The 19,853-nt window shown below is 43.7% G+C and carries 27 protein-coding genes; all 27 read right to left on the reverse strand.

All coding sequences use genetic code 11. The features are described from left to right. Position 1: 1 nt before the first annotated feature. Positions 2-418, reverse strand: coding sequence for an HK97 gp10 family phage protein (locus tag DRED_RS13895; RefSeq protein WP_011878909.1), 417 nt, complete (start codon positions 416-418; stop codon positions 2-4). Further along, positions 415-726, reverse strand: coding sequence for a hypothetical protein (locus tag DRED_RS13900; protein WP_041274641.1), 312 nt, complete (start codon positions 724-726; stop codon positions 415-417). The genes DRED_RS13895 and DRED_RS13900 overlap by 4 nt, the downstream gene beginning before the upstream one ends. Beyond that, a complete protein-coding gene (locus DRED_RS13905) occupies positions 713-1,066 on the reverse strand; it encodes a hypothetical protein (protein ID WP_011878910.1) in 354 nt (117 codons plus the stop codon). The genes DRED_RS13900 and DRED_RS13905 overlap by 14 nt, the downstream gene beginning before the upstream one ends. After that, positions 1,038-1,346 carry a hypothetical protein gene (locus tag DRED_RS13910; RefSeq protein WP_011878911.1) on the reverse strand — a complete coding sequence of 103 codons (309 nt, stop codon included), beginning with the start codon at positions 1,344-1,346 and terminating at the stop codon, positions 1,038-1,040. Before DRED_RS13910 ends, DRED_RS13905 begins: the two co-directional genes overlap by 29 nt. A gap of 14 nt (positions 1,347-1,360) precedes the next feature. After that, a complete protein-coding gene (locus DRED_RS13915; RefSeq protein ID WP_011878912.1) occupies positions 1,361-2,557 on the reverse strand; it encodes a phage major capsid protein in 1,197 nt (398 codons plus the stop codon). 26 nt (positions 2,558-2,583) lie between these two features. Then, positions 2,584-3,360, reverse strand: a complete 777-nt coding sequence (locus DRED_RS13920) for a head maturation protease, ClpP-related (protein WP_011878913.1) — start codon at positions 3,358-3,360, stop codon at positions 2,584-2,586. After that, positions 3,357-4,523: a phage portal protein gene (locus DRED_RS13925; RefSeq protein WP_011878914.1), complete on the reverse strand. Its 1,167-nt coding sequence runs from the start codon at positions 4,521-4,523 to the stop codon at positions 3,357-3,359. The genes DRED_RS13920 and DRED_RS13925 overlap by 4 nt, the downstream gene beginning before the upstream one ends. Before the next feature lie 15 nt (positions 4,524-4,538). Next, complete coding sequence (locus DRED_RS13930; protein WP_238442530.1) at positions 4,539-6,113, reverse strand: terminase TerL endonuclease subunit; 1,575 nt, start codon at positions 6,111-6,113, stop codon at positions 4,539-4,541. A 79-nt stretch (positions 6,114-6,192) separates the two neighbouring features. Then, a complete protein-coding gene (locus DRED_RS13935; protein ID WP_011878916.1) occupies positions 6,193-6,507 on the reverse strand; it encodes a P27 family phage terminase small subunit in 315 nt (104 codons plus the stop codon). Positions 6,508-6,617: 110 nt separating this feature from the next. Further along, positions 6,618-6,974 carry an HNH endonuclease gene (locus tag DRED_RS13940; protein ID WP_041274643.1) on the reverse strand — a complete coding sequence of 119 codons (357 nt, stop codon included), beginning with the start codon at positions 6,972-6,974 and terminating at the stop codon, positions 6,618-6,620. Positions 6,975-7,022: 48 nt separating this feature from the next. Further along, complete coding sequence (locus DRED_RS13945; RefSeq protein ID WP_041274644.1) at positions 7,023-7,532, reverse strand: hypothetical protein; 510 nt, start codon at positions 7,530-7,532, stop codon at positions 7,023-7,025. A gap of 466 nt (positions 7,533-7,998) precedes the next feature. Next, positions 7,999-8,667 (reverse strand): DUF6338 family protein, encoded by a 669-nt coding sequence (locus DRED_RS13950; protein WP_011878918.1) that lies wholly within the window; start codon positions 8,665-8,667, stop codon positions 7,999-8,001. Positions 8,668-8,840: 173 nt separating this feature from the next. Then, positions 8,841-9,362 carry a hypothetical protein gene (locus DRED_RS13955; RefSeq protein WP_011878919.1) on the reverse strand — a complete coding sequence of 174 codons (522 nt, stop codon included), beginning with the start codon at positions 9,360-9,362 and terminating at the stop codon, positions 8,841-8,843. Between the two features lie 213 nt (positions 9,363-9,575). After that, positions 9,576-9,974, reverse strand: coding sequence for a MazG nucleotide pyrophosphohydrolase domain-containing protein (locus DRED_RS13965; RefSeq protein ID WP_011878920.1), 399 nt, complete (start codon positions 9,972-9,974; stop codon positions 9,576-9,578). 316 nt (positions 9,975-10,290) lie between these two features. Further along, positions 10,291-13,254, reverse strand: a complete 2,964-nt coding sequence (locus tag DRED_RS13970; RefSeq protein ID WP_011878921.1) for a DUF927 domain-containing protein — start codon at positions 13,252-13,254, stop codon at positions 10,291-10,293. Between the two features lie 63 nt (positions 13,255-13,317). Next, the gene (locus DRED_RS13975) at positions 13,318-13,563 is read right to left on the reverse strand and encodes a hypothetical protein (RefSeq protein ID WP_011878922.1); all 246 of its coding nucleotides are present in this window, start codon (positions 13,561-13,563) and stop codon (positions 13,318-13,320) included. A gap of 48 nt (positions 13,564-13,611) precedes the next feature. Further along, the gene (locus tag DRED_RS13980; protein WP_041274646.1) at positions 13,612-13,836 is read right to left on the reverse strand and encodes a hypothetical protein; all 225 of its coding nucleotides are present in this window, start codon (positions 13,834-13,836) and stop codon (positions 13,612-13,614) included. Between the two features lie 7 nt (positions 13,837-13,843). Continuing rightward, positions 13,844-14,209, reverse strand: a complete 366-nt coding sequence (locus DRED_RS13985) for a VRR-NUC domain-containing protein (RefSeq protein ID WP_011878923.1) — start codon at positions 14,207-14,209, stop codon at positions 13,844-13,846. Further along, positions 14,206-15,585 (reverse strand): DEAD/DEAH box helicase, encoded by a 1,380-nt coding sequence (locus DRED_RS13990; protein WP_011878924.1) that lies wholly within the window; start codon positions 15,583-15,585, stop codon positions 14,206-14,208. The genes DRED_RS13985 and DRED_RS13990 overlap by 4 nt, the downstream gene beginning before the upstream one ends. 3 nt (positions 15,586-15,588) lie before the next feature. Beyond that, on the reverse strand, positions 15,589-16,263 hold the full coding sequence (locus DRED_RS17970; RefSeq protein ID WP_011878925.1) for a single-stranded DNA-binding protein: 675 nt from the start codon (positions 16,261-16,263) through the stop codon (positions 15,589-15,591). Positions 16,264-16,265: 2 nt separating this feature from the next. Then, positions 16,266-16,910 carry an ERF family protein gene (locus tag DRED_RS14000; protein WP_011878926.1) on the reverse strand — a complete coding sequence of 215 codons (645 nt, stop codon included), beginning with the start codon at positions 16,908-16,910 and terminating at the stop codon, positions 16,266-16,268. 10 nt (positions 16,911-16,920) lie between these two features. Further along, positions 16,921-17,415, reverse strand: a complete 495-nt coding sequence (locus DRED_RS14005; protein WP_011878927.1) for a siphovirus Gp157 family protein — start codon at positions 17,413-17,415, stop codon at positions 16,921-16,923. 205 nt (positions 17,416-17,620) lie between these two features. Continuing rightward, entirely contained in the window at positions 17,621-18,019 is a 399-nt protein-coding gene (locus DRED_RS14010; protein ID WP_041274647.1) for a hypothetical protein, read from the reverse strand. Then, on the reverse strand, positions 18,010-18,204 hold the full coding sequence (locus DRED_RS14015; protein ID WP_041274648.1) for a hypothetical protein: 195 nt from the start codon (positions 18,202-18,204) through the stop codon (positions 18,010-18,012). The genes DRED_RS14010 and DRED_RS14015 overlap by 10 nt, the downstream gene beginning before the upstream one ends. Before the next feature lie 42 nt (positions 18,205-18,246). Then, complete coding sequence (locus DRED_RS18850; protein ID WP_156779669.1) at positions 18,247-18,408, reverse strand: hypothetical protein; 162 nt, start codon at positions 18,406-18,408, stop codon at positions 18,247-18,249. 218 nt (positions 18,409-18,626) lie between these two features. Further along, positions 18,627-19,001: a sporulation initiation factor Spo0A C-terminal domain-containing protein gene (locus tag DRED_RS14020; protein WP_011878929.1), complete on the reverse strand. Its 375-nt coding sequence runs from the start codon at positions 18,999-19,001 to the stop codon at positions 18,627-18,629. A 141-nt stretch (positions 19,002-19,142) separates the two neighbouring features. Next, complete coding sequence (locus DRED_RS14025; RefSeq protein ID WP_011878930.1) at positions 19,143-19,760, reverse strand: phage repressor protein; 618 nt, start codon at positions 19,758-19,760, stop codon at positions 19,143-19,145. Between the last annotated feature and the right edge of the window lie 93 nt (positions 19,761-19,853).

The raw sequence follows: 19,853 nt of genomic DNA on the forward strand, positions 1-19,853 counted from the left end.
ATCATTCCCTTCCGTTCATGAAATTATCAAAAACTTTTTCCATTGCTTCCTGCACTTGGGGGGCAGCTGCCTCGTCTGCTTCATCAACCCAATGCGTCGGCTTTATAGAGGATGAACCATAATGCAAAATAAACGCCTTTTCAGCGTTCATTACTCCCTTTCGATCTTTTCCCTTGGGATAAATATCGATTGTGCGAACATCCCCAACATTTTTAGGCTGGCGTGGATAACCGATTGAATTAATCATATCTCCAGTATCTTTTAAGTTGTGCCTTTGGGCACTGTCCTTCCAAGCCTCTTTTACTTCGACTGCAGCGGCTATCAACATTTTGTCGCCGACTTCTTTACCAGCGTCACCGAGGCGGATGACATCATTGATTAAATCATCTAATCCGGAAGTGTTAAACCGAGCCATCATGCCACCTCGCAATCCCAAATATGATGGACATAACCGGTATCTTGCTCATAATCTACTAAATAGCTAAATGATATGTCCTCACGGTCAAGTAACGAGCTTATCTTTTCAACGTTTGGGTCGAATTCAGTTTTTGTAAAAAAATCAACCTGAACACGCCACGATATTTCCTGTATTTCACTGTCAGCATTTAAACCCTGGGTGCCGTATTCAGACCACACGATATAACTATCATGTTTTTTATGAGCATGGTAGTGATACACATTTGGGGTTACAGTAAGCAGTAAGTCACGCAAATTAACCAAACTCATAATCGGCCTCCAATCTCTCGAGAGATAGGTCCATGACCGGCGGTTCTACATCCTCCTGGTACTGAATTTGCTTAATTTCATACTGTTTACCATCCATCAAAACGGCTATATCTTGGGTGGATACGCTACGTATCTGCGGCACCCGGATTACCTGGTCAATTCTGGTCTGGGCTTGCATAGCCGTCCAGAACCGGCCCATGCCTACGGTACGCTCTTTATACCTCAAAGGACCGACCTTTAAGGTCAGTCCTTCTTTCGGCATATTGCCTAGTTGAGCTATGTTGCCAACACTGTAAATGTTCACAATGCCATCATTGAATGTCTGTGTTTGCTGCTTCATAGGAAGCCACCTCCTGGTTAAGCTGCAAGGTTAGCAGTTCATGGAGATAGTTTTTCTGGAATTCATCCAGAGCATTGGAACGAGCGTAACGGCAATAGTCAAAGAGCAACTCCCGGGGCTTGTCTTCTACGGTGTAATCCATTTCTGCCCCGGCGATTCCATCAACATACTTAATGCCACGGGCAATAATGCCGGAGAGTTTTTCATCTCCGGCAGGATCTTCCCATGTGATGTCGAGGTAGTTTTTAACAGCCTCCAGTAATCCTTCTGGCAATGCCATCCATATCACCCCAATTAAACTACCTCATGGGTATTTACAGTATTTGTTACAACAACTTCATGTACTGCAGGTTGTAATCCGGAAATATTAGCATAAACAAAAGCTGTATTATCCAACGGTTCCCCATGGCCATACAGCTTAACGAGATATACTCTTTCATCCTCGAGGAATTTGTACTCGTCAGAGTATTCGATTTTACCTGACTTGGCTGTCCCGATACCCATAAAATAGCGATTACCTAAACCAAATATTGCTTTACCCTGTGCAATCTGAGTTGATTGAATAATTGTCGTGGGGAAAGGTAACACATTGTTTACATAGGCTCCATCGGCCCCACGGATAGTAGTAGCTGGCATAACCTTTTGTAAATAGTCAACAGGGTTGACAATCATAATAACGCTTCTTACAACCCGTGTTTTTCCATTAGGGCCAACAGCCATGCCAGAGATTAATTGACCATAAGAAACTGGATCAAGGCTTGTGACAGCCACAGTATCCTTCAAAGGATACACACCATCGGTAACAGTTACGCCTTCACCTACCTGTCGATTCATGCCAATAGGCATATCCTTACCTGTACCGTTAATAATGCCCTCTTCAAGTCCGTTAGCCAAAGCCTCGCCTAGGATTGCTCTAACATATCTGTCTAACCAGGTTGGACCAAGATCCAGCATGGACTTAGCTACTGGCAGGAAAGCAGATAACTTATGGAAGCTCATATTGATTTTCTTAAATCCAGAGGTTAGCTCTTTGACGATAGTGGATGTAAGAGTTCCCCAGGATGCTAATTCAGAACCATTGGCGTTAACTAGATATTCAATCAATCCGCTAGTATTTTGGAAATTGATCGCATCGAGCAAGGGATGGGTTTCAACTAAGTCATCGAATACTGCATCAATAACAGTTTTCGGCATAACCACGTCCAGATCGGTAAGAGCTTGCTGAGGATTGCTTGTCCGCATAGCCTCGATAACCTTCTGGAAGTAGTTGTTTTCTTCCGATGTCAGTTGTCTTACTCCACGTCCTACCAGTACATTGGCATCAGCAGCCTGCACTAGCCCTTTGGCTTCATCCATGACAGCCTCTTGGATGGTTTCGGTGAACTCGGTAAAAGCCTGGGCAAAAGCTTCCTCGTTACCGTCTTTGATGGCCTGGTTAAGCTTGTTCATGATTTCTGCTTTCTTGGCCTGTAATAAATCAAGGTTTCTCATCGCTTTCTCCCTTCTTTAAATAAAAATTAGCGGAACAATGCCGCCATAAATTTTATGGTTTTATTTTCTTTTGGCGGTTCCGGTGGTGGTTCGCTAGGCGGTGTCTTCTGAATTGGTTCCTTAGCCAATTCCCTGAACTGAACCGCTATAGCTCTGTTATAACTTAATTGCTGCTCCAGCGTTTTGTTCATTTTTTGAAGAAGTTGTTTAGCTTCGGTCAGGTCAGCATCTTTCTCCAACAACTCATCGGCAAAACCATATTCAATACACTGTTCAGCCGTTAACCATGTCTCGGCATCCAATAATTCAATGAGTTTTTCTTCGGTTATTTTGCCATTTGATTTCTGGAGGTAAGATTGCCGGTTGCCAGCCATGATGGTATCCAGGTCGTCTGCTGCCTTCCTTAGTTGGGTGGCATTTCCGGCCACAATATTCCATGCATTGTGGATCATCATCATGGTGTTTTTAGGCATAATCACTCGGTCACCTGCCATTGCTATGACGGAGGCCACAGAACAGGCAAAGCCGTCAATGTAAACTGTCTTTTGTGCAGGGTGCCTCCTTAACTGGCTATAGATTGCAGTCCCTTCGAACACGCTACCACCATAACTGTTAATGAAAATCTTGATCTCTTTAACATCCGGATATTTGGCAAGCTCATTCCTGAAGTGGTTTGCAGAGGTTTCACTTTCAACCATATCCCATGTCCACCAATCAAAATAGTCGCTTTTGACATCCCCGTAAATATACATTTCTAAGGTATCAGGAGTAGCTGCTTGCTTTAGTTCCCAAGTCCTTTTCAACTTGCTTCACCCCCTCCATTGAGTACTTTTAGTAAATCCTCCACCGAAGAATAGTTCTTGGTCATCCAATGCTGCCAAGCCCATGGTTCGTCAATTGGTTCATCTCCAACCAGCATTCGAATATCGTTAATGCAAAAAGCACCGGAAGAAATTAGTTTATCAATGGCTGTAGCCACATTCAGCAGGTCAACATGCTTAATTGATTTCGTATTAATTTTCAAGAACGTGCCTTGCTTAAACCCTTCAAACCCATTCCGCTTTCGGTTAACTTCTTCTTGCATCATGTCAGTTAGAGGGTCAATGCAAAATGTTAGATAGTTATTTACTGCATCCTCAATGTTAGCAATATCACCCTTTAGCAACACCGGCGGTATACGAAATGCACGAGCAGTAAAGTCGTATATATCATCAATCATGGCCTTGATGTCCCTGGTTCCTTCGTTACTGTAGGTTTTGGAACCCAGGTCCGTATAGGTATAACCGTCAAACAACGGTAACACCGCATTTTCAGCATTAAAAAAAGTCTTAAAGCGTTCATTCATGAGCTTACTGAAAGTCTCATGGAAATTTGGTTTCCCTTGAGCAACGGCACCGACATCCAAAATACCTCTACTACCACGTGATTTTTGGTAGCTTTTTTGGCCGTAAGAAATAAGTTTACCGTAGCTTTCATACATGCCATTAATAAGCTTGCGGATATCCTGGTTATTTAGCTTGAAATACAAAACATCTTTCATGCTGAAAGTCTTGTTGAACGTAAAATTATCAACTGATACCTGGCTAAACTGGTAGTCGAATAAGGCGTATTCAGTTTTACTGAATGTATCCGCTACCAATAACTGACCGTTTGCATCGCTGATAATTAGGCATTCGTTATTTTCATAAAGCTTGGTTATCCACTTCTGGATAAACTGGCTTGAGTTTTGATTCCTATTCGGCTCAACATTAAACAGGTAATATTCCTTGTCCTTAATCTCTTTGCCTCGCAGGTAGGTTTTAAATTCACACTTACTGATAGAATTTGCAATCAGGTTAATAGCTGAGTAAAAGGCAAGATTTCTTATTACAAGCTCTGCCTGCAGATTAAAAAATTCTTCAATCTCTAACTCTGTTGGTTCAGGATCTCCACTGATTCTATTTACGAGCCATGATATTAGTCCCAAATTCCCACCCCCTCTCTAGTAAACATACACACCAACATCAGGTGTCTCACCGCAATAACCGTCACCCAGTTCACTTTCAATAGTCATGGCAGCTACCAAAGCCATGAATGGGTCTGTCTTTCGGCTCTTAGCCTCAATCTTGCCATAGTAAAAGTTCCCAGTGTCAGTCCCCTGCTTTTTCCCAGAGGCAATTTTCTTTGTATTATTCGTGGCCCATCGCAGTGGTGGGTTATCTCCCCACACAAAATTTTGGTTCGCAAAGCAGCTATCAATCACCGGCACAATCGCCATGATATCGGATGGACGAACAAGTTTAACATTTTTATTATCTTTAGCATCAAAGCCAATTCGCTTTAGGCTAGTAGCTAGCAGGGCATAGCGAAAGTTATCTAACGCCAACTTGATTATGTTATATTTCGTAGCCTTCTCGGCAAGCCAGTTAACGATCAGGTCTGGGGATATTTCCACATCATCGACCAGGGTAAGATACCCCTGCTGGGCCCATTCTCGCCAGGGTATTTTCAGCCTTGGAAGGTCGGCTGAATTTAAGCAAAGCCACGAATGGTTGATGTCATACCGAATATCTCCCTCACGGAAATGAAGGTTCACACTTGCGAAGTCAGTTATTTTGGAGTAGTCTATTCCAGCGACGCATGTCCTGTAGGATAAATCCGGAAGTGGTTTATTTGTTGCCTTGATATTATCCCATTCGGTGACAATAATTTCCCGGTTTTGCCTCGGCCAGTTAAGCCGCTTGGTGTAGAATTCCTCCTCTATGGCAGGCTTGTACTTCATCTCGATAAATTCATTTTGCATTTCCTTTTGAAGTTCCGGGAAAAACCTCAGAGAAGGATTCGCCTTATGCCACATATTCGGGTCAAGTGCCTCTTCCTCACTGTCAATTCTGTAGATTAAAGGTAGCCACCCCAAGTCCTTAATTGTCCCGTTGAGTATATCAGCAGCAATAGCTAGCATGTCATCAAGAACGCCCTCACGAACATTACCATTCGTAGTAATATAAAAAGCTCTGGAATGCTTGCGCTTTCCAAAGCCGGAGGTAAATACCTTGATGTTATCGTATGTTTCGTACCCGTGAACCTCGTCAAAGATCAGGCAGCCGGTACGCTTACTGTCTTTTGTTTTGGCATTAGATGTATTGAACTTAATGTAGGAATTTGTCTTGGTATTTACGATAACTTCCTTAGACTTGTAAAAAAACTTCTTCGATTTTTTCCAGGTTCTTTCGAGTACTTCATATACATCATTGAATGATGTTTTGGCCTGGTCCTCAGCGTTAGCAACGATGTCTATATTGTAACCTTTTACCCCATGATAGTGGGTTGTTAGATACCATGCGACTGGTGAGATAAACCCATTCTTGCCATTGCCACGCCCCATCATAATAAAGATGGTGCTGAATACTACCGTATCATTTGACTTGTAGTAGCAGTGAATTAGAGCTGTAACGAATAATTCCCAGTCAAGCAGTTTAACTTCAAAATACCGCTCCATAAGCTCGATAGCTTTGTCAATCTTTTCGGTATCGATAAACACGTCAGGATCGCTAAGCTTAAATTCAACATAGTCCATAGCCTGCAGTAAGTCTTTACTAGCCGGGACACCACCAGACCGGATCGTATCCATGTATGCATCGATGTAAGGATGATAGTTACATTTCCTCATCGTCATCATCGCCCGATCCTGAGCTGTTGGCTTTCAACCCTAGCTCGTTTAGGATTTTCAGCATCTGAGCGTTAGTCTTGTTGAGTTCGGCAATGGAGTCGTTTTTCTTAAACCCCTTTTGACCGCCACCATTATTCCACTCAACCGATACCCCCCGAGTCTTGATATCCTTGATAAGTCTATTCTTAATTTCCCAGAGACTCATGTAGTCGTTAATGAGGTCAAGGTAATGACTGCCATAGACCCCGTTTCTTTCGAGCTGGTTTTTAAGATCTTTTTTAATTTCAGTTTTTCTGGCCACGTCATACCACCCCCCATCACGTGAAAATTGAAAAAATCTCTTTTGTCGACCACCCTGCCGAGTCAAGCCCCCTCAAATTAAAATACGTTTTATTTCAACCGGGGGGTGTCTTACCACCTCTCTGGAGTCAAAGGTTTCTTCTTAACCCTTCTCCTATAATCATGTACATGCTCATGACAACCATGGCAAAGCGGAACGAGATTTAATTTTACATTTCCCTCATTGTCAATGTACGTCTTACTCAAAGCTAAACGCGGATACTTTTTAACGTATTGAACGTGGTGTACAGTGTCAGCCTTCTTGTAGAATCCTCTAGCCTTGCAATGTTGACATTCAAACTTAAATTCCTGTAATACTTCAAACCTTACATTAAGCCAAGGGCTAGAAGTATAAAACCCATGGGGATTGTTATTATCGATAAAGTCTTGCACCCAACGTCCAACTTCATCCTGGTTATGTATGTTCATAACTGTCACCTTTCAGAAGGCAAAAAGAAAAGAGCCCGGAGGCTCTTATTATCTATTTATGTGTTTATAATATTTGGGTAGATATTTACATACATGCCACCACAAACTTCTTAATATTTTTTCATATGGACTTGCTTGCTGATAATACTCTTCACCACTACTATCTAAAGCATAAAAAATTTTTAGTTTATCTATGGTTTCAGCATATTTATTAGAACTTAAATCAAATTCTATAGCAATATGTTCTCCAGGTCCTAAATGTTTTGGCAAGGACTTTAATCTGTCCTCACTAGTAGTGTAAAATGCGTGCGGGAATCTATAACCAACACTGATTATATCAACTGGGAGCATACCTATGTTTGTTATTATAACTATGGTACTCCCACAATGTTTTATAGGTTTCAGTGTTTTTGGATCACATAAATATTGTCCATCTTTACGTACTCTAATCTTAATTTTGGGTTTGCGCTGGTTTAGAGCAGTTATTACAGCGAGTAGCGTTGCTGTCGCGCCTGCCCATTGCCCTAACGAACCAAATATATTCCAATTCCATTCCATAACCAACCAAAACTCCTTCCACCACCACTATTCGGCAAAAGGAGGCTAATACCTCTAAACAAATTGCGACATAACTTACAAGTTAATTTATTTAAATAATTAATCTTTAAATTAAATACAGAAGGAAAACCCTCCAATGCTGTCAAAGAGATTAGTTGCGACTATCATCGACAGAAAGGAGGGCTATTCTTTGTCCAAAGGTCCGGTTAGACCAACCGGTTCTAGTAAACCTAATGGTCAAAACTCAGCTACCAAACCAAGCATTGTCCCTAAACCTGGTACAAAACCTCAGAAATAAGTGTTAAGGAGAAAAGCCATATGTCAAGCAACCAAGGTAAACCAGTTGCAGTAACTGATAGTGCAATTAGGGCATCAATAGTGAGTGAGAATAGATCAGCAGTAAGACCAAGTATTTGTTCTAACTCATCAAATACATCATCAAATAATAGTAACAGTAGCAACAGCACTAATCAGAATAAATAGCATTTTGAGAATGCTTTTTATTATACTCAGCTAAAAATTTCTCAGAATCGTATATTTCTACAGCCACACCTGACTTCGTATCAACATAAGTTTCACGGACGGGGACATTGTGATTTTCTACAATGTCCTTTACTATTTCTGAATCAGCTAGCAACAGACATCTCTCATCAGAAATGTTTTCTGACATATTAGTTGGACTTCCATACACCTTAGCATCTTTTAAGATAACTCTTACTGCTAGTCCTTTTCTACCATGGAATGCATCTTCCCACACTAGGTTACCTTCATTTAAGTCACATTTATCTTTATCTCTTCTAATTTTGTTTATTAATTCAACCACAAAATTTTCTTTAATATACCCATGCCATAAATAGCAAAAAAAGATTGAAAATAAAATACTAGAAATGGTAAATAATATTAGACCACTTAGTCCTTTTATTTCTTCCTGGAGTTGTGGTACGTTAGCTATCCCTGTTTTTAGATATAGTAAAAGCATATTGCCTATCAGCACTGGCAGAGTGAACAATACTGACATTACTAATTTTTCTGTATTGGTATATTTTGCGGATGGATGCGACCCAACTCGCTCATTAATTAGCATGATAATAAGACCTGGCGCTAGTAAAATAATATAGGCAAGAAGGTTATCCAATACTATCACCTCACACCACACATTATACCAACATTTACCGATTTAAAATAGAAAAACCGCCCTCATTTGGACGGTTCTTTTGAACACAATATTTTACAGTACCATTTTACCACGTTTGAATAATCATGTAAAAATCAACTTTTAATCACGGTTCAATCAAAGGTTTCAGTCCTTTAAATGTCTAGCCTCAGGCCATCTACACCGAATATTAGTATGCTTAATTCGTTAACCATTTCGTTTTTCCATCGACGTACCGAAGGCTCGCTGCAGTGTAATTCTTCAGCTACTGTCTTGACTAATTCACCAAACTGAATATCCCTTCTTGCCTTATCAAGATATAAGCTATTAATAACCTCATACTTTTCAGTCTGGCCTTTGGCAGACATTCTTAGCTTCAGAATTTCCAGACAAGTTTCAATCAAGGTGATCATTATCACCGTTCTGGTCCGGCTTCGCTTGATCGCTTTTACAATAACCTCGTCCAAGTCAAGGTCATCAAGATCCATGATATCCGATGCCCTATCCTTGGCGTTTTCGTAGTGGTCCATAAGGTTTAGGTAATTTTTAAGAAGCATCTCCGTATTCTGATACCGGATTCTTTTAACACGTTGCCGTTCTTCTTCTTTATGCTCTTTCAAGGCTTCCTTGGCTGCAGCTCGTGCTATTGCTTGAATATCTACTTTTGATTTGCCCACCTTAGGATCACCTCCATTCCGTCATTCCAATAGATGGCAAAGGCCCTGGCTTATATCTTGGGCAACTGATTACAATTACTACCTCATAGGTTTTTTTATCGCCATAAGGTGAATTTTTAGATTTATATTCTAAGCCAGTTCTATCACCTTTATTGATCCACTGACAAAGTTGGGGAACTGCCTTAGCGCATGTTTCACAGAGTGTTGCCATGCTTAATCCTCCAAGTAATAATCCCTGACAATATTCTTTTTGATAACCTTTAAGAAAATATGCCGAACGTCTACCCCTTCCCTCTCCCGGATCCGGAAGTAAGTTTCACAGGAATGAAGCAAGTCAGCCATTTCCTCATCAGTACGATTTTGATTTTCTTGAGTTGCATTGGCTACCTCAATCAGTTCACTAACTATATGGAATAATTGTTTTGGTACACTGTTGCTGGCTACAAACTTTACCGCTGGAAAGGCATATGAAAACTGATAATCCCGCTCCATTCGTTCTATTTCAAGGACTTTTTTGCTGCACTCCAGAACTTCATTGGCTCCATATTTCTGCAGCAAGTTATTCAGCAGCTGCTTTTCTGTTTTTGTCATACCAGCTATATTGATATCCATCGAATAGCCCCCTTTACTTGTGGATAATTTGGATAGAATGTTGATAATTTCTGTACCACTAATAGTGGTACAAGATCCAAACCCGTCAGGCCTTGATTTTACTGGTGTTCAGGTCACTTGTATCTCTGTACCACTAATTTCCGAAGGGTGTAATATCTTTTTTATACCCCCCTTATACCTTACCTTTAAGGGGTAGGGTATATTTCCTATAGAGATATATAATATTTAGTGGTACAGTGGTACATTATATATATAAATACCCTTCAACCCTTACCATTCAAGGCTTCGCCTCTGTACCACTACCTGTACCACTAACCTATTCTGTACCACTATTAGTGGTACAAGTGCAAAGATTAAATTCTTTTAGTTTTATCACCCTGGCCCTAAAACCGCCCTCCAATGCCTTACTTGGAGCATCATATCTTGTCTTACCACCATGGTTATAAGACTCAATCTTCCCCTCAGTAGCCCACTCACGAATAATCTTCCGGCTACTTGAAAAACGTTCTGTTAGAAACTGATCAACAACACTCCGAATTACAAAAATCCCACCATTATCAAAAGGGTTAGCAGCTTTTTCAATGTATCCTAACCGTGGCCCAACGGCTCGTTCTTTTAACCGATCCTGATTTTCCGCCAACCAGTCAACGAACGCTTCCCATGCACGACCGGATTCGCTTGCTTCTGTTTTTGTGACCAGCCCCGCTAGTATGTGCATTCCTGTGGCCATAGCACCGGCCTTAGCCTGCTCCCAAGGCTCGCCAAACACCCAGGCAGACGCTAGGTAGTCGGCTGTAGCCACACAAGCCACGGCATCAATATGGGAATCTATCCGATCCGGGAAACTGGCCCTAAAGGCCGTCTGAAATTCACGATAAGCGGTAAATATGGTTCCAAAATCAGCAGCTAGTAGCTGGTGAAGGAATTCTGGTCCAGCATGGCCATGATGCTTTGGAAGCACATAATACAGAGAACGGGCAAATTCCCGATCATGGGCCAAGGGTCCGTCACTGATCTCTAGCACCCTAGTCATGACCCCATCAAAGGATCCGGCATTAGAGAGTGTACCTTCTCCTGTTGACATGACCACGGTTCTCCATGTGGCCATATCTTGGAGACCGGTCTTTGTTCCCCGGCCACGTCCACGACCCTCACCCAGTACATACAGCAGCGGATTAATATCATTCTTACGATTCTGGCTTAATACCTCGCGTTCATTAATGGCTAGGGGAAGATCAGAGTGCAGGGCAGCCTTCCGCTCCATCGCTGTGGAAGTGGTATCAAAGGTTCCTATAAGTTTATCCGGGTTACCCCATACAGACATGGCAGCCCATAGGGTGGCTGTTTTACCGTCTTGGCTACCACCCCAGTTATGGACAATAAAGTTACGCTGCCCCAGGATACGAAGCAAGGGAGCCGCAAAGCTGGCCGACAGGATAAATCGTGCCTTTGGTGATTGCCTTAGGTACTGCATCCTGGAGACCCATTCCGACCGGTCGCCTATTACAGTAAAACCAGACATGGTACGCTGGCTGCCATCGTCATCAATGTCGATTCGATACTTCGGATTAAAGTTTGGTAGGATGAATTCACGGTCACCCCGCCAGCCAAGTTTTGACACTGCTTGAGTAACTGGTATTCGGTCCTGGTTAGCATCCAGCAGAGAATCAAACCACTTTACCGCATACTTTGCCGACTCTGAGGATATGGCCACACCAAAGTCAGCCAGACGCATTATCTTACGTGAATCCATTACCGTGGAACGGGTAAACAATAATTTGCGCCACCCGTTCAGGTACTGGTAACACAATTCTAGTTTTTCGGTCTGAAGGTCTACGTTAAATACCCGCTCAGATACGATGGCCGGAGACCCAACAGCCTTATAGGCCATAATGTCATCATTCTGAGTCCGGCGAATAAACAATACTCCGCCTTGCTCAAACTTAAAGTTAGTTGGTAAGGCTAGATCAACCGGAATATTAGGGACAGTATTACTGAGCATCCTAGTGCCGGGCTTTTCCCCATCCTGGACCACATGAAGGTGGCTATCTTGACGCACCTGGCGGCTATGTTGCTTAACTTGTTTCTCGAGGTCGTTCAGGTTAACACGCCCCTTACAGGTGGCTTTGAATCTGGTGTATTCTAACTGGTCATCTTTCTTCAGCACCGCCAGTGCTCCTAATACCTCTGAAGTTAATACTGTATCCGGAGTGGGAGCCGGTATTCCACGTACAACAGCCCTAGCCTGTCCAACCTTAGATAAGCTCCATCCACAAGGGGCCTGCACTCCACAGCCCCCCTGAGGGCACCCAGGGAACCCGATAACGGAACGAATATACTCGCAGTTTTGGGGATTCATCATGTTTAAGGCTTCGTCTATCTTTTTATCGGTATCCTTTGCCTGGTACCGAGCCTGATCTAGGGCAGATACCTTGTGTGCTGCATCGATGCCATCGTTTGCCCTAACAATATTCGTCAGGGCTGCCAGCCATTCAGCGTAGCTAATACTGGCGGCATTTAATTGACAGTGCTGTAAAAAACGGCAGTTCCTAAGCATCAATTCCGCTGGGCCATCCGTTGGGCGGCGTTCAAACTTCTCTGTCCGGATTTGTCCGGTGACAACCGGTACCGGTGGTAATAGGTCTGCGATGTCAGACGGGTTATAACGGGCATCTGATCTCTCAATAACCAGCGCCTGGACGGGATTGTCCGGAATTTTCCTGTTTAGTGTCCCGGGTAGCCTGAGCACTCTGGCTAAATCCGCAGTAGGATCTATCTTCCACCCCCGCTGACTGGCAGCATGTTTTACAGAACCCTGAATTGATCTGAGTAATTCGGTAGCACTGGCTCGTTCCTCCGGTGAATCCAACTCCCAGGGCTCACGGAATAACCAATACACGTGAATACCATACCCACTCCAGACAATCATAGATGGAGGTATATTGTTCTGTAGTAAATCCATTGCTGAAGCCATATCCGGCGGTAACTCCTGGATCTTATGCACAGGATGCTTAATATCGATATCAACCCACAGACCCGGGATTGCCATAACATAATCATTTTTAGCCCGCTCATAGGGACCTAATGGTTGAGATAGTGAACCAACCCCAAAATAAACATCATGAATAGGAGCTAACCTTTCAGCTGTAGCTGCCATATCTGTTAATGCATCTGCGGTAAATGGGTGTGTTTGTTTATCCGGTAGTGTCCATAAGTACAGGACACTACCGTCATCAAAATATCCGTACAGGGAGGACAGAAAATCGTATATCGAATTCAAGTAGTTTCCTCCCTCCTTTGATAGTTAATTAATTGATGGTGCGTTTAATGGTTGAAATGCGAATTATTCTTCCTCGATACTAAAATCAACTAAATCCGGTTCCTGAACATTGCCTTGTCTAGCTTCGTCAACCATGTGCCATTCCTGTTCAATTATTTCACACACAGGGTTGTCATCGTCATCAACCAGACTTATAGGACAATTTGCGTCAAACAGCTTTCTAATAGCCTCCTCCTTACTATCTGCTTCAATGCAAAAAGTAAGTTTAGCAACTATGCTTACTTCGCCTGTAAATTCTTTTTTAGCCATAAATATAACCTCCCATTTACTTCGCTACATTTAGCTACTGCGCACTAACTATCTGGCACCGATTAAAGGAACACTCCGCTTTGCCGACACAAAGAAGTTCTCTTTTTTCGGTTTCTGACCGGGAGGGCCATATTTTTTATGAATCTCTGCCAGTTCTTCCTGACTTAAGGTGTACTCTTTTAAATTTTCGGGGCTAGCATAACCGTTAAACTCGTTACCGCCGACTTGATAAGGTAGTAAACAATTATCACCATTAATCTTGAGGTTACGCATAATCACCTCACCTCACTTCAGCCACACGGAATATCCGCTCCGCATCCTCTGGGGAACGGGCTACACCAGCATAGGCCCCCATCTGACGCATACGTTTTAGGAAATTCTCTTGTTCCTGACGGAGGCGACCGGTCGCTGATTTCACCTCGACGAATACGGCCTTACCATTCTCGGTAACTCCAAACAAATCAGAGAAACCAACCGGCAGACCTGTTTTTAATCGACGCGGATTATGGATAGTGATGCTGCCGTCTAGGTTTTTCACGATTTTTTCGCCGGTCCAGCCTTCGCCCACGTTGGCACGAAACAGGATGCCCAGCCCTTGCTGAGATACGCAAATCCTAATTTGATTTTGAATATCAGATTCTTTCATTTTGTCCCTCCATTCGGTATCCTCTTAAGTTCAGCCATCTTATTAATCCATCCAAGTTTATAACCCCGACGGAGCGCAATTTCTTCTAAGTCAGTTATGTTTCTAGCCTGCCTAATCTCTTGTTTCTTTCTCTGGCGTTCAATCTCGTCAACCTTAACCAGCTCACCCTGGCGTTTATCAGGTTCTGCCCGCTCAGTTGGTGCGTATTGATAACCACACAGCGGACAGACAGGTGCAGGTCGGTGGGCTGCGTAACATTTTGGGCACTGCCTTAGGGAGACTTCCCTGGGACCGGTGCTGTTTTTCTTTTTTCCTTCGAGAGACCACGACCGGTCCTCATCCGGTAGACCATGACGGTAACAGTTCCCCACGTGGTCAATAATAATGGCCACCTTATCAGGGTTATCCTTATCTGGACGCATAGGGCGCATAGATTGTTGAATATGCAGCGTCAGAGACTGGGTAGGCCTAAGCAGCAATACCGCCTCCATAGCCGGAACATCAAACCCCTCGGAAATTAAGTCAACGTTACACAGCACCTTAATATTACCGGTGCGAAACTGGTCAATAGCCGCCTTCCGTACTCCCTGCTCTGTTTCCCCATCTATGTGCTGAGCTGGTATCCCAGCAGCACGAAACATTTCTGCAGTGTGCTCAGAGTGAGCACGACTCACACAGTAAGCGATGGCCCGCTTGCCATCAGTCAGTTTTTTATACTGCTCGATAGCATCCCCGATGATCTCTGATCTGTCCATAGCAAGGGTGATATCTGACTTAATGTAGTCCCCATACTTCACCCGCAAGCCGTCCAGATTTGCCTTTACGGGCGGGGCAAAGTATTTGTAAGGGGTTAGGTTACCCCACTCAATTAACTGTTTCACAGACGGCCCCAGCACCAGTGATTCGAAGATATCTCCCATGCCGTCGCCGTTTGTCCTGGCCGGCGTGGCAGTTAAACCAATAACAAAGGCTTGAGGAAATGCCTCCATTAGCTTGACCCATGTATTTGCCTTGGCGTGGTGGCTTTCGTCGAAAATTATCACATTTGGCGGATTGATACGATCTAGCCTCCTGGCGACAGTGAAAATGCTACCAATCTGGATCTGGTCCCCGGTAGCCGAACACCCTGGGGCGATAATCCCATGCTGTATACCCATGGCTGTAAATGTTTCACTTGACTGGTCTATAAGCTCCTGACGGTGGACAGCAAATAGTACGGACTGTCCACGGGTGGCGGATTGTGCGGCCATCCACGCCATAATTACCGTCTTTCCAGCACCACAGGGAGCAACTATACAGGTTTTACGGCGTCCGGAACGAAATTCATCCCGGACGCCTTCAATGAGTAATTCTTGATATGGTCTTAACTTGAACATGGTTTAAAAGGGGATATCGTCAATATTGCCCTGGAACCCGTTAGCCGGAGGTTGCTGTCCTTGCCCCTGACCCTGGAACTGGAAATCAATCTGTCCCTGGGGAGGCTGACCATTAGGTGGCCCAGCAGGTGTTTGTTGATATCCTGGTGGTTGTTGCTGATACTGTCCGGGTTGCTGGCTGTACTGCCCTGGCGGCGGCCCTTGTGGTGGCATTTGTCCAGGGTATCCTTGTGGTAGTGGGTATCCTCCCTGAGAAGGCGGAATATAACCAGGTGGTTGTTGGAAACCCTGCTGCTGGTATCCCTGAGGTGGCCCCTGGTATTGTTGCTGTTGAGCAGGTGGCTGGTTAGGTGATTGCTGTTGATTATCCTGTTTTGGCCCAATAAAGGTAATTGAATTAACCATAATTTTTACTGCGGAACGTTTCTGACCTGTTTGTTGGTCATCCCAGCGTTCTTGCTGTAAGCGGCCGGAAACACCAACCTCACGGCCCTTAGTTAAGTTATTGGCAATTGTTTCAGCGGTCTTTTCAAAAGCAGTGCAGTCAAAAAAATCAGCCTCATCCTTATTGCCATATCTCTGTACAGCGATAGACATATTGGTTACCGCTTTACCATTCTGGGTATATCTTAGTTCTGGGTCACGGGTTAAGCGACCAATAATGTTGACAGAGTTCATATTTACACCATCCTTTGTTGTAAGTATCCTTGTGCTTCGCTGACCATGGTTGCCAACTCTGGGTCTGTTAGTTGGTTAGCTGGTTTATGGTAACGCTGTTGCAGATAATTTGGCAGGGAATTCACATCCCATCCTAGTTGATGCCAGAGGCCGACAAGCTCCTGCACTCTGGGTGTGTTTGGTAAGGGGGCTACTGCTGGTTGTTGCCCTTGGTTGGTGAATTCGGTTTTATCAGTATTACTGTCGGCTTCGGGATTATCCCCGGTTTCAATATTCAAAGCTGTCAACCAAGCGTACTTAAGGGCCATGGTTTGGGCCTTAGCGACTGCCTTGTCACCCGGATCTGTACCGGTACCCAAACTGGTGACGGTTACTGATTCGCCGGAATCGGCATCAATGATGGTTAACTTGCACTGAACGGTTACAAGCTGCCATACGCCACCCCGGGAAGTGGATTTTTCTTTTTCTGACAGGATTGAAAACTCCGGCACACTAGCCATATTGGCCTGCACCAGGGCATCGTTAACTTTGCCAAGAATAGCGGCAGCTGAAACATACTTATATTTTTGCTCCTTATTGGTAGAATCTTTTTGTACATATTCGCAGGCTTTAGCCACTTGGACTAGTTTCGCTGCAATACTCTTCAATTAGCCCACCTCACTGAATCCGAATGTGATAACCCTGGTGGATCTCAGCACCGGGAACTTCAGCCCCACGCTTTATATCGTCTAATATTGCTTTCTTATCCACAGCAGGCGGCGGAGGTGGCGAAATAACCAGGTATTTAAACGGAAGTAATGAGGCATCTAGGACATTGACACTGGCAGGGTTTTTCTGCCTACGGACAGTGCCGATATCGGTCTGTACCTTATCCTTAGCGGTTGTCTCTAGCGCCCGAAGCAGATAATCTTTGAGCCACTTAATGCGATTTTCCGTTGCCTTTTTCTTGTCAGCCAGACGTTTTGCCTCGCGTTCAAATCCCTCACCTGAAACTTCGAGAGATTTAATTATTTTTGCCACTCCACCCACCTTAACCTCAAAGGCTTCTTCGATAGATTGCAGGGTATTCTCCAATACCTGAAGGTCTACATCTTCATCGTTTAGAAGATTAAAAATCTCGTTAAACGTACCAGTAAGCTCATAAAGTTTCATTCGGTGTCCTCCTCAAGATCGTCTTTGACCAGTTCGCAATCAGGAGTGCAGTTAAGGCACTCCTGACCGTTTAATGCACATTTCATTTAACACTCAACCTTTCACGACATAACCACATATCACTCATAGCTACCGGGTACCGGTCGCAGTTGCCAAGGCAATGACCAGCGTCATAGCATCCCTGCAGTGCAGGAACCACCTCAATTCATCCAGGCTGTTGTTTTTCACCCTGAACTGCAAGGTAATCTATAACCATATGTCTGTGGTAATTTAGCAGATTGATCAACTTAATTGCAGTACCATTGCACCGCCCTGGGGCATCCTTAGTAATAAACATCTTGAAACCCGTATTATTGTCTGGCGCAATTCTGACACCCTGCAGCTTTAGTGCATTAATAAGCAACTTAATATCAACAGGATTGCTATTTAGAGCAAAGTAGCCCATTAACTGCGACCGATTCTTTTTGATTTCTCTTAGGATCTCCTTGGCCGGATCCGGGACGGAATTAATATCCCATGGCATCGATATGTTGATTTGACCGTCCCTGGGAGATATGTTAATCTCGATGGACCGGGCCCGAGCAAGTAACTCAGTTATTTCCATTTCTTTAACCACTTTTCTTTAGGCGTAAAAGTAGTTACCGTAAGCCCAAAGGCCCAAAATCCACTGCTATCGCGATGCCATTTCACACCACAGTTTGGACAATTACTTTCTTTGCGGTTCTGGTGAAAAATCATATCTCGACCACAGATACATTGTGGAGTTAATACGATCTTTGCTGTAGCCATAACCGGAAATCCTTAACGGTTCCATAGAAACTGGTTAAACCTTTACGCATTAGATTCACCGTCCTTAATGGGGATTGAGCCGGTGGTCTTTACTTCAAAGATTTGGCCACAGTCATGACAGATAACAGTTACATCATTTTGGCCAATCACGGTAGCATCAAGATTAGTTCCCCAGCACACGGGACAGGATTTTATATCTAACATTTGGTAACCTCCGATTATTTTTATTTAGCGACATCGGCTACCGCCAGACTTGACCTTATGTAGTGTTGATGGTAAGTTAATGGGTAAGAGATTTTTTGTGGCCCTTTTGTAGGGCTCTTTTTTATTTCTGTAGCTTTAGGAGTTCTACACACCAACTAAGGAATTGCATATTAGTTGGTTGATCAAAGTACTTGTCAAAATAGTCGTTGCATTTAGCTTCAGCTATCGCTATGGCATGCCTTATTGATCTTTCTACTGCTTGGAGTGGTATTAAACTCTGTCGCAACCGCAGGGTAAAGCTTTTTAGTTGCTTCGAACTTCATCGTTCTGTTTTCTATAATTAGCTTGATAGCTGACCTGGCGTAGTGATAACCTTGCACGTGAGACGGGATGCCTATATCCCAAAGCAATTGAGTGATCTGGTCATCAATACTGGCAACCGGTCTTTCAACCGTTGTTGGCTCACTAATAGGGGCTTGTCCATCTAACGCTGGCGCCAAAACCGGATATACTGCAAGAAACTGTTCAGCCATTGTTTTAGCCTGCTCCAGTGCTTCAATTGGGTTACATTGTTGTGTGGCACTCTGCATCATTTTCTACACCTCCTTTTAATGGTTTAGGCTTGCGCTCGTTTAGAGCTGCCTTTTACCTTCCTTCAGCCCTGCGGTTCTGTCGGGCTAATTGACGCCGTTCTTTTCGGCCTGGGTTTTTCTTCAAGCTAGTCACCTGCCTCTCTAGTACCGATACTTGCTGTAAACTGCCTTACTAACCGATAAACCTAAACCGAAATTTTGATTAACGTTCATAAGATTAACAGTGTCATCTAAAATCTGCTGGCGCTGGATTAGCATATCCGGAGACATATCACCCTTCTTAAGCATCTTCGGATACCCATGGATGGATGATACTGCCTTATTAGCGATAGTGTTGGCCTTAATAAAATCCACCCTTACTGGTTTTACTAAACCGGCCTTTAGGCGACTCATGGCTTCCCGCTGGTGCTCTTTGTCCAGCATCCTGAATATCTGGAATCCTTCTAAGCCGGATGCTTGGCGTAGGGTTTTAATGACTGTGAAGATCCAGTCCTCAAATTGCTCTGCTTCCTTTTTCCTGGAACGTGTGATAACCTTGTAAATTCCGGTTTCTGAGATGATGGATACTTCTTGCTGTCCGCCAAGGGTACTCATTAAGTGAGTATCCTTTTGACTAGGCTTAAGCTTACGTAACATACTGTCAATTCGTCTGTACTCCAGGGCTTTGGCAATATCAGCCGCTACAGCCCACCAGTCACCGGGTTCTTTTTCAACAAAACGGATTTTGTGCCCGTTCCAAATCTCGGTTTTTACGTTCATGCGTACTCCTTTCTGTTAAACTCGGTATAACCTTGATAGGTATTGCATAACATAGGGTAGACAGGTGTTTGCTTCCGGTAAAAAGTGTTTTTT

It is taken from the genome of Desulforamulus reducens MI-1 (assembly GCF_000016165.1).
In the GTDB taxonomy this organism is placed as follows: Bacteria; Bacillota; Desulfotomaculia; order Desulfotomaculales; family Desulfotomaculaceae; genus Desulfotomaculum; species Desulfotomaculum reducens.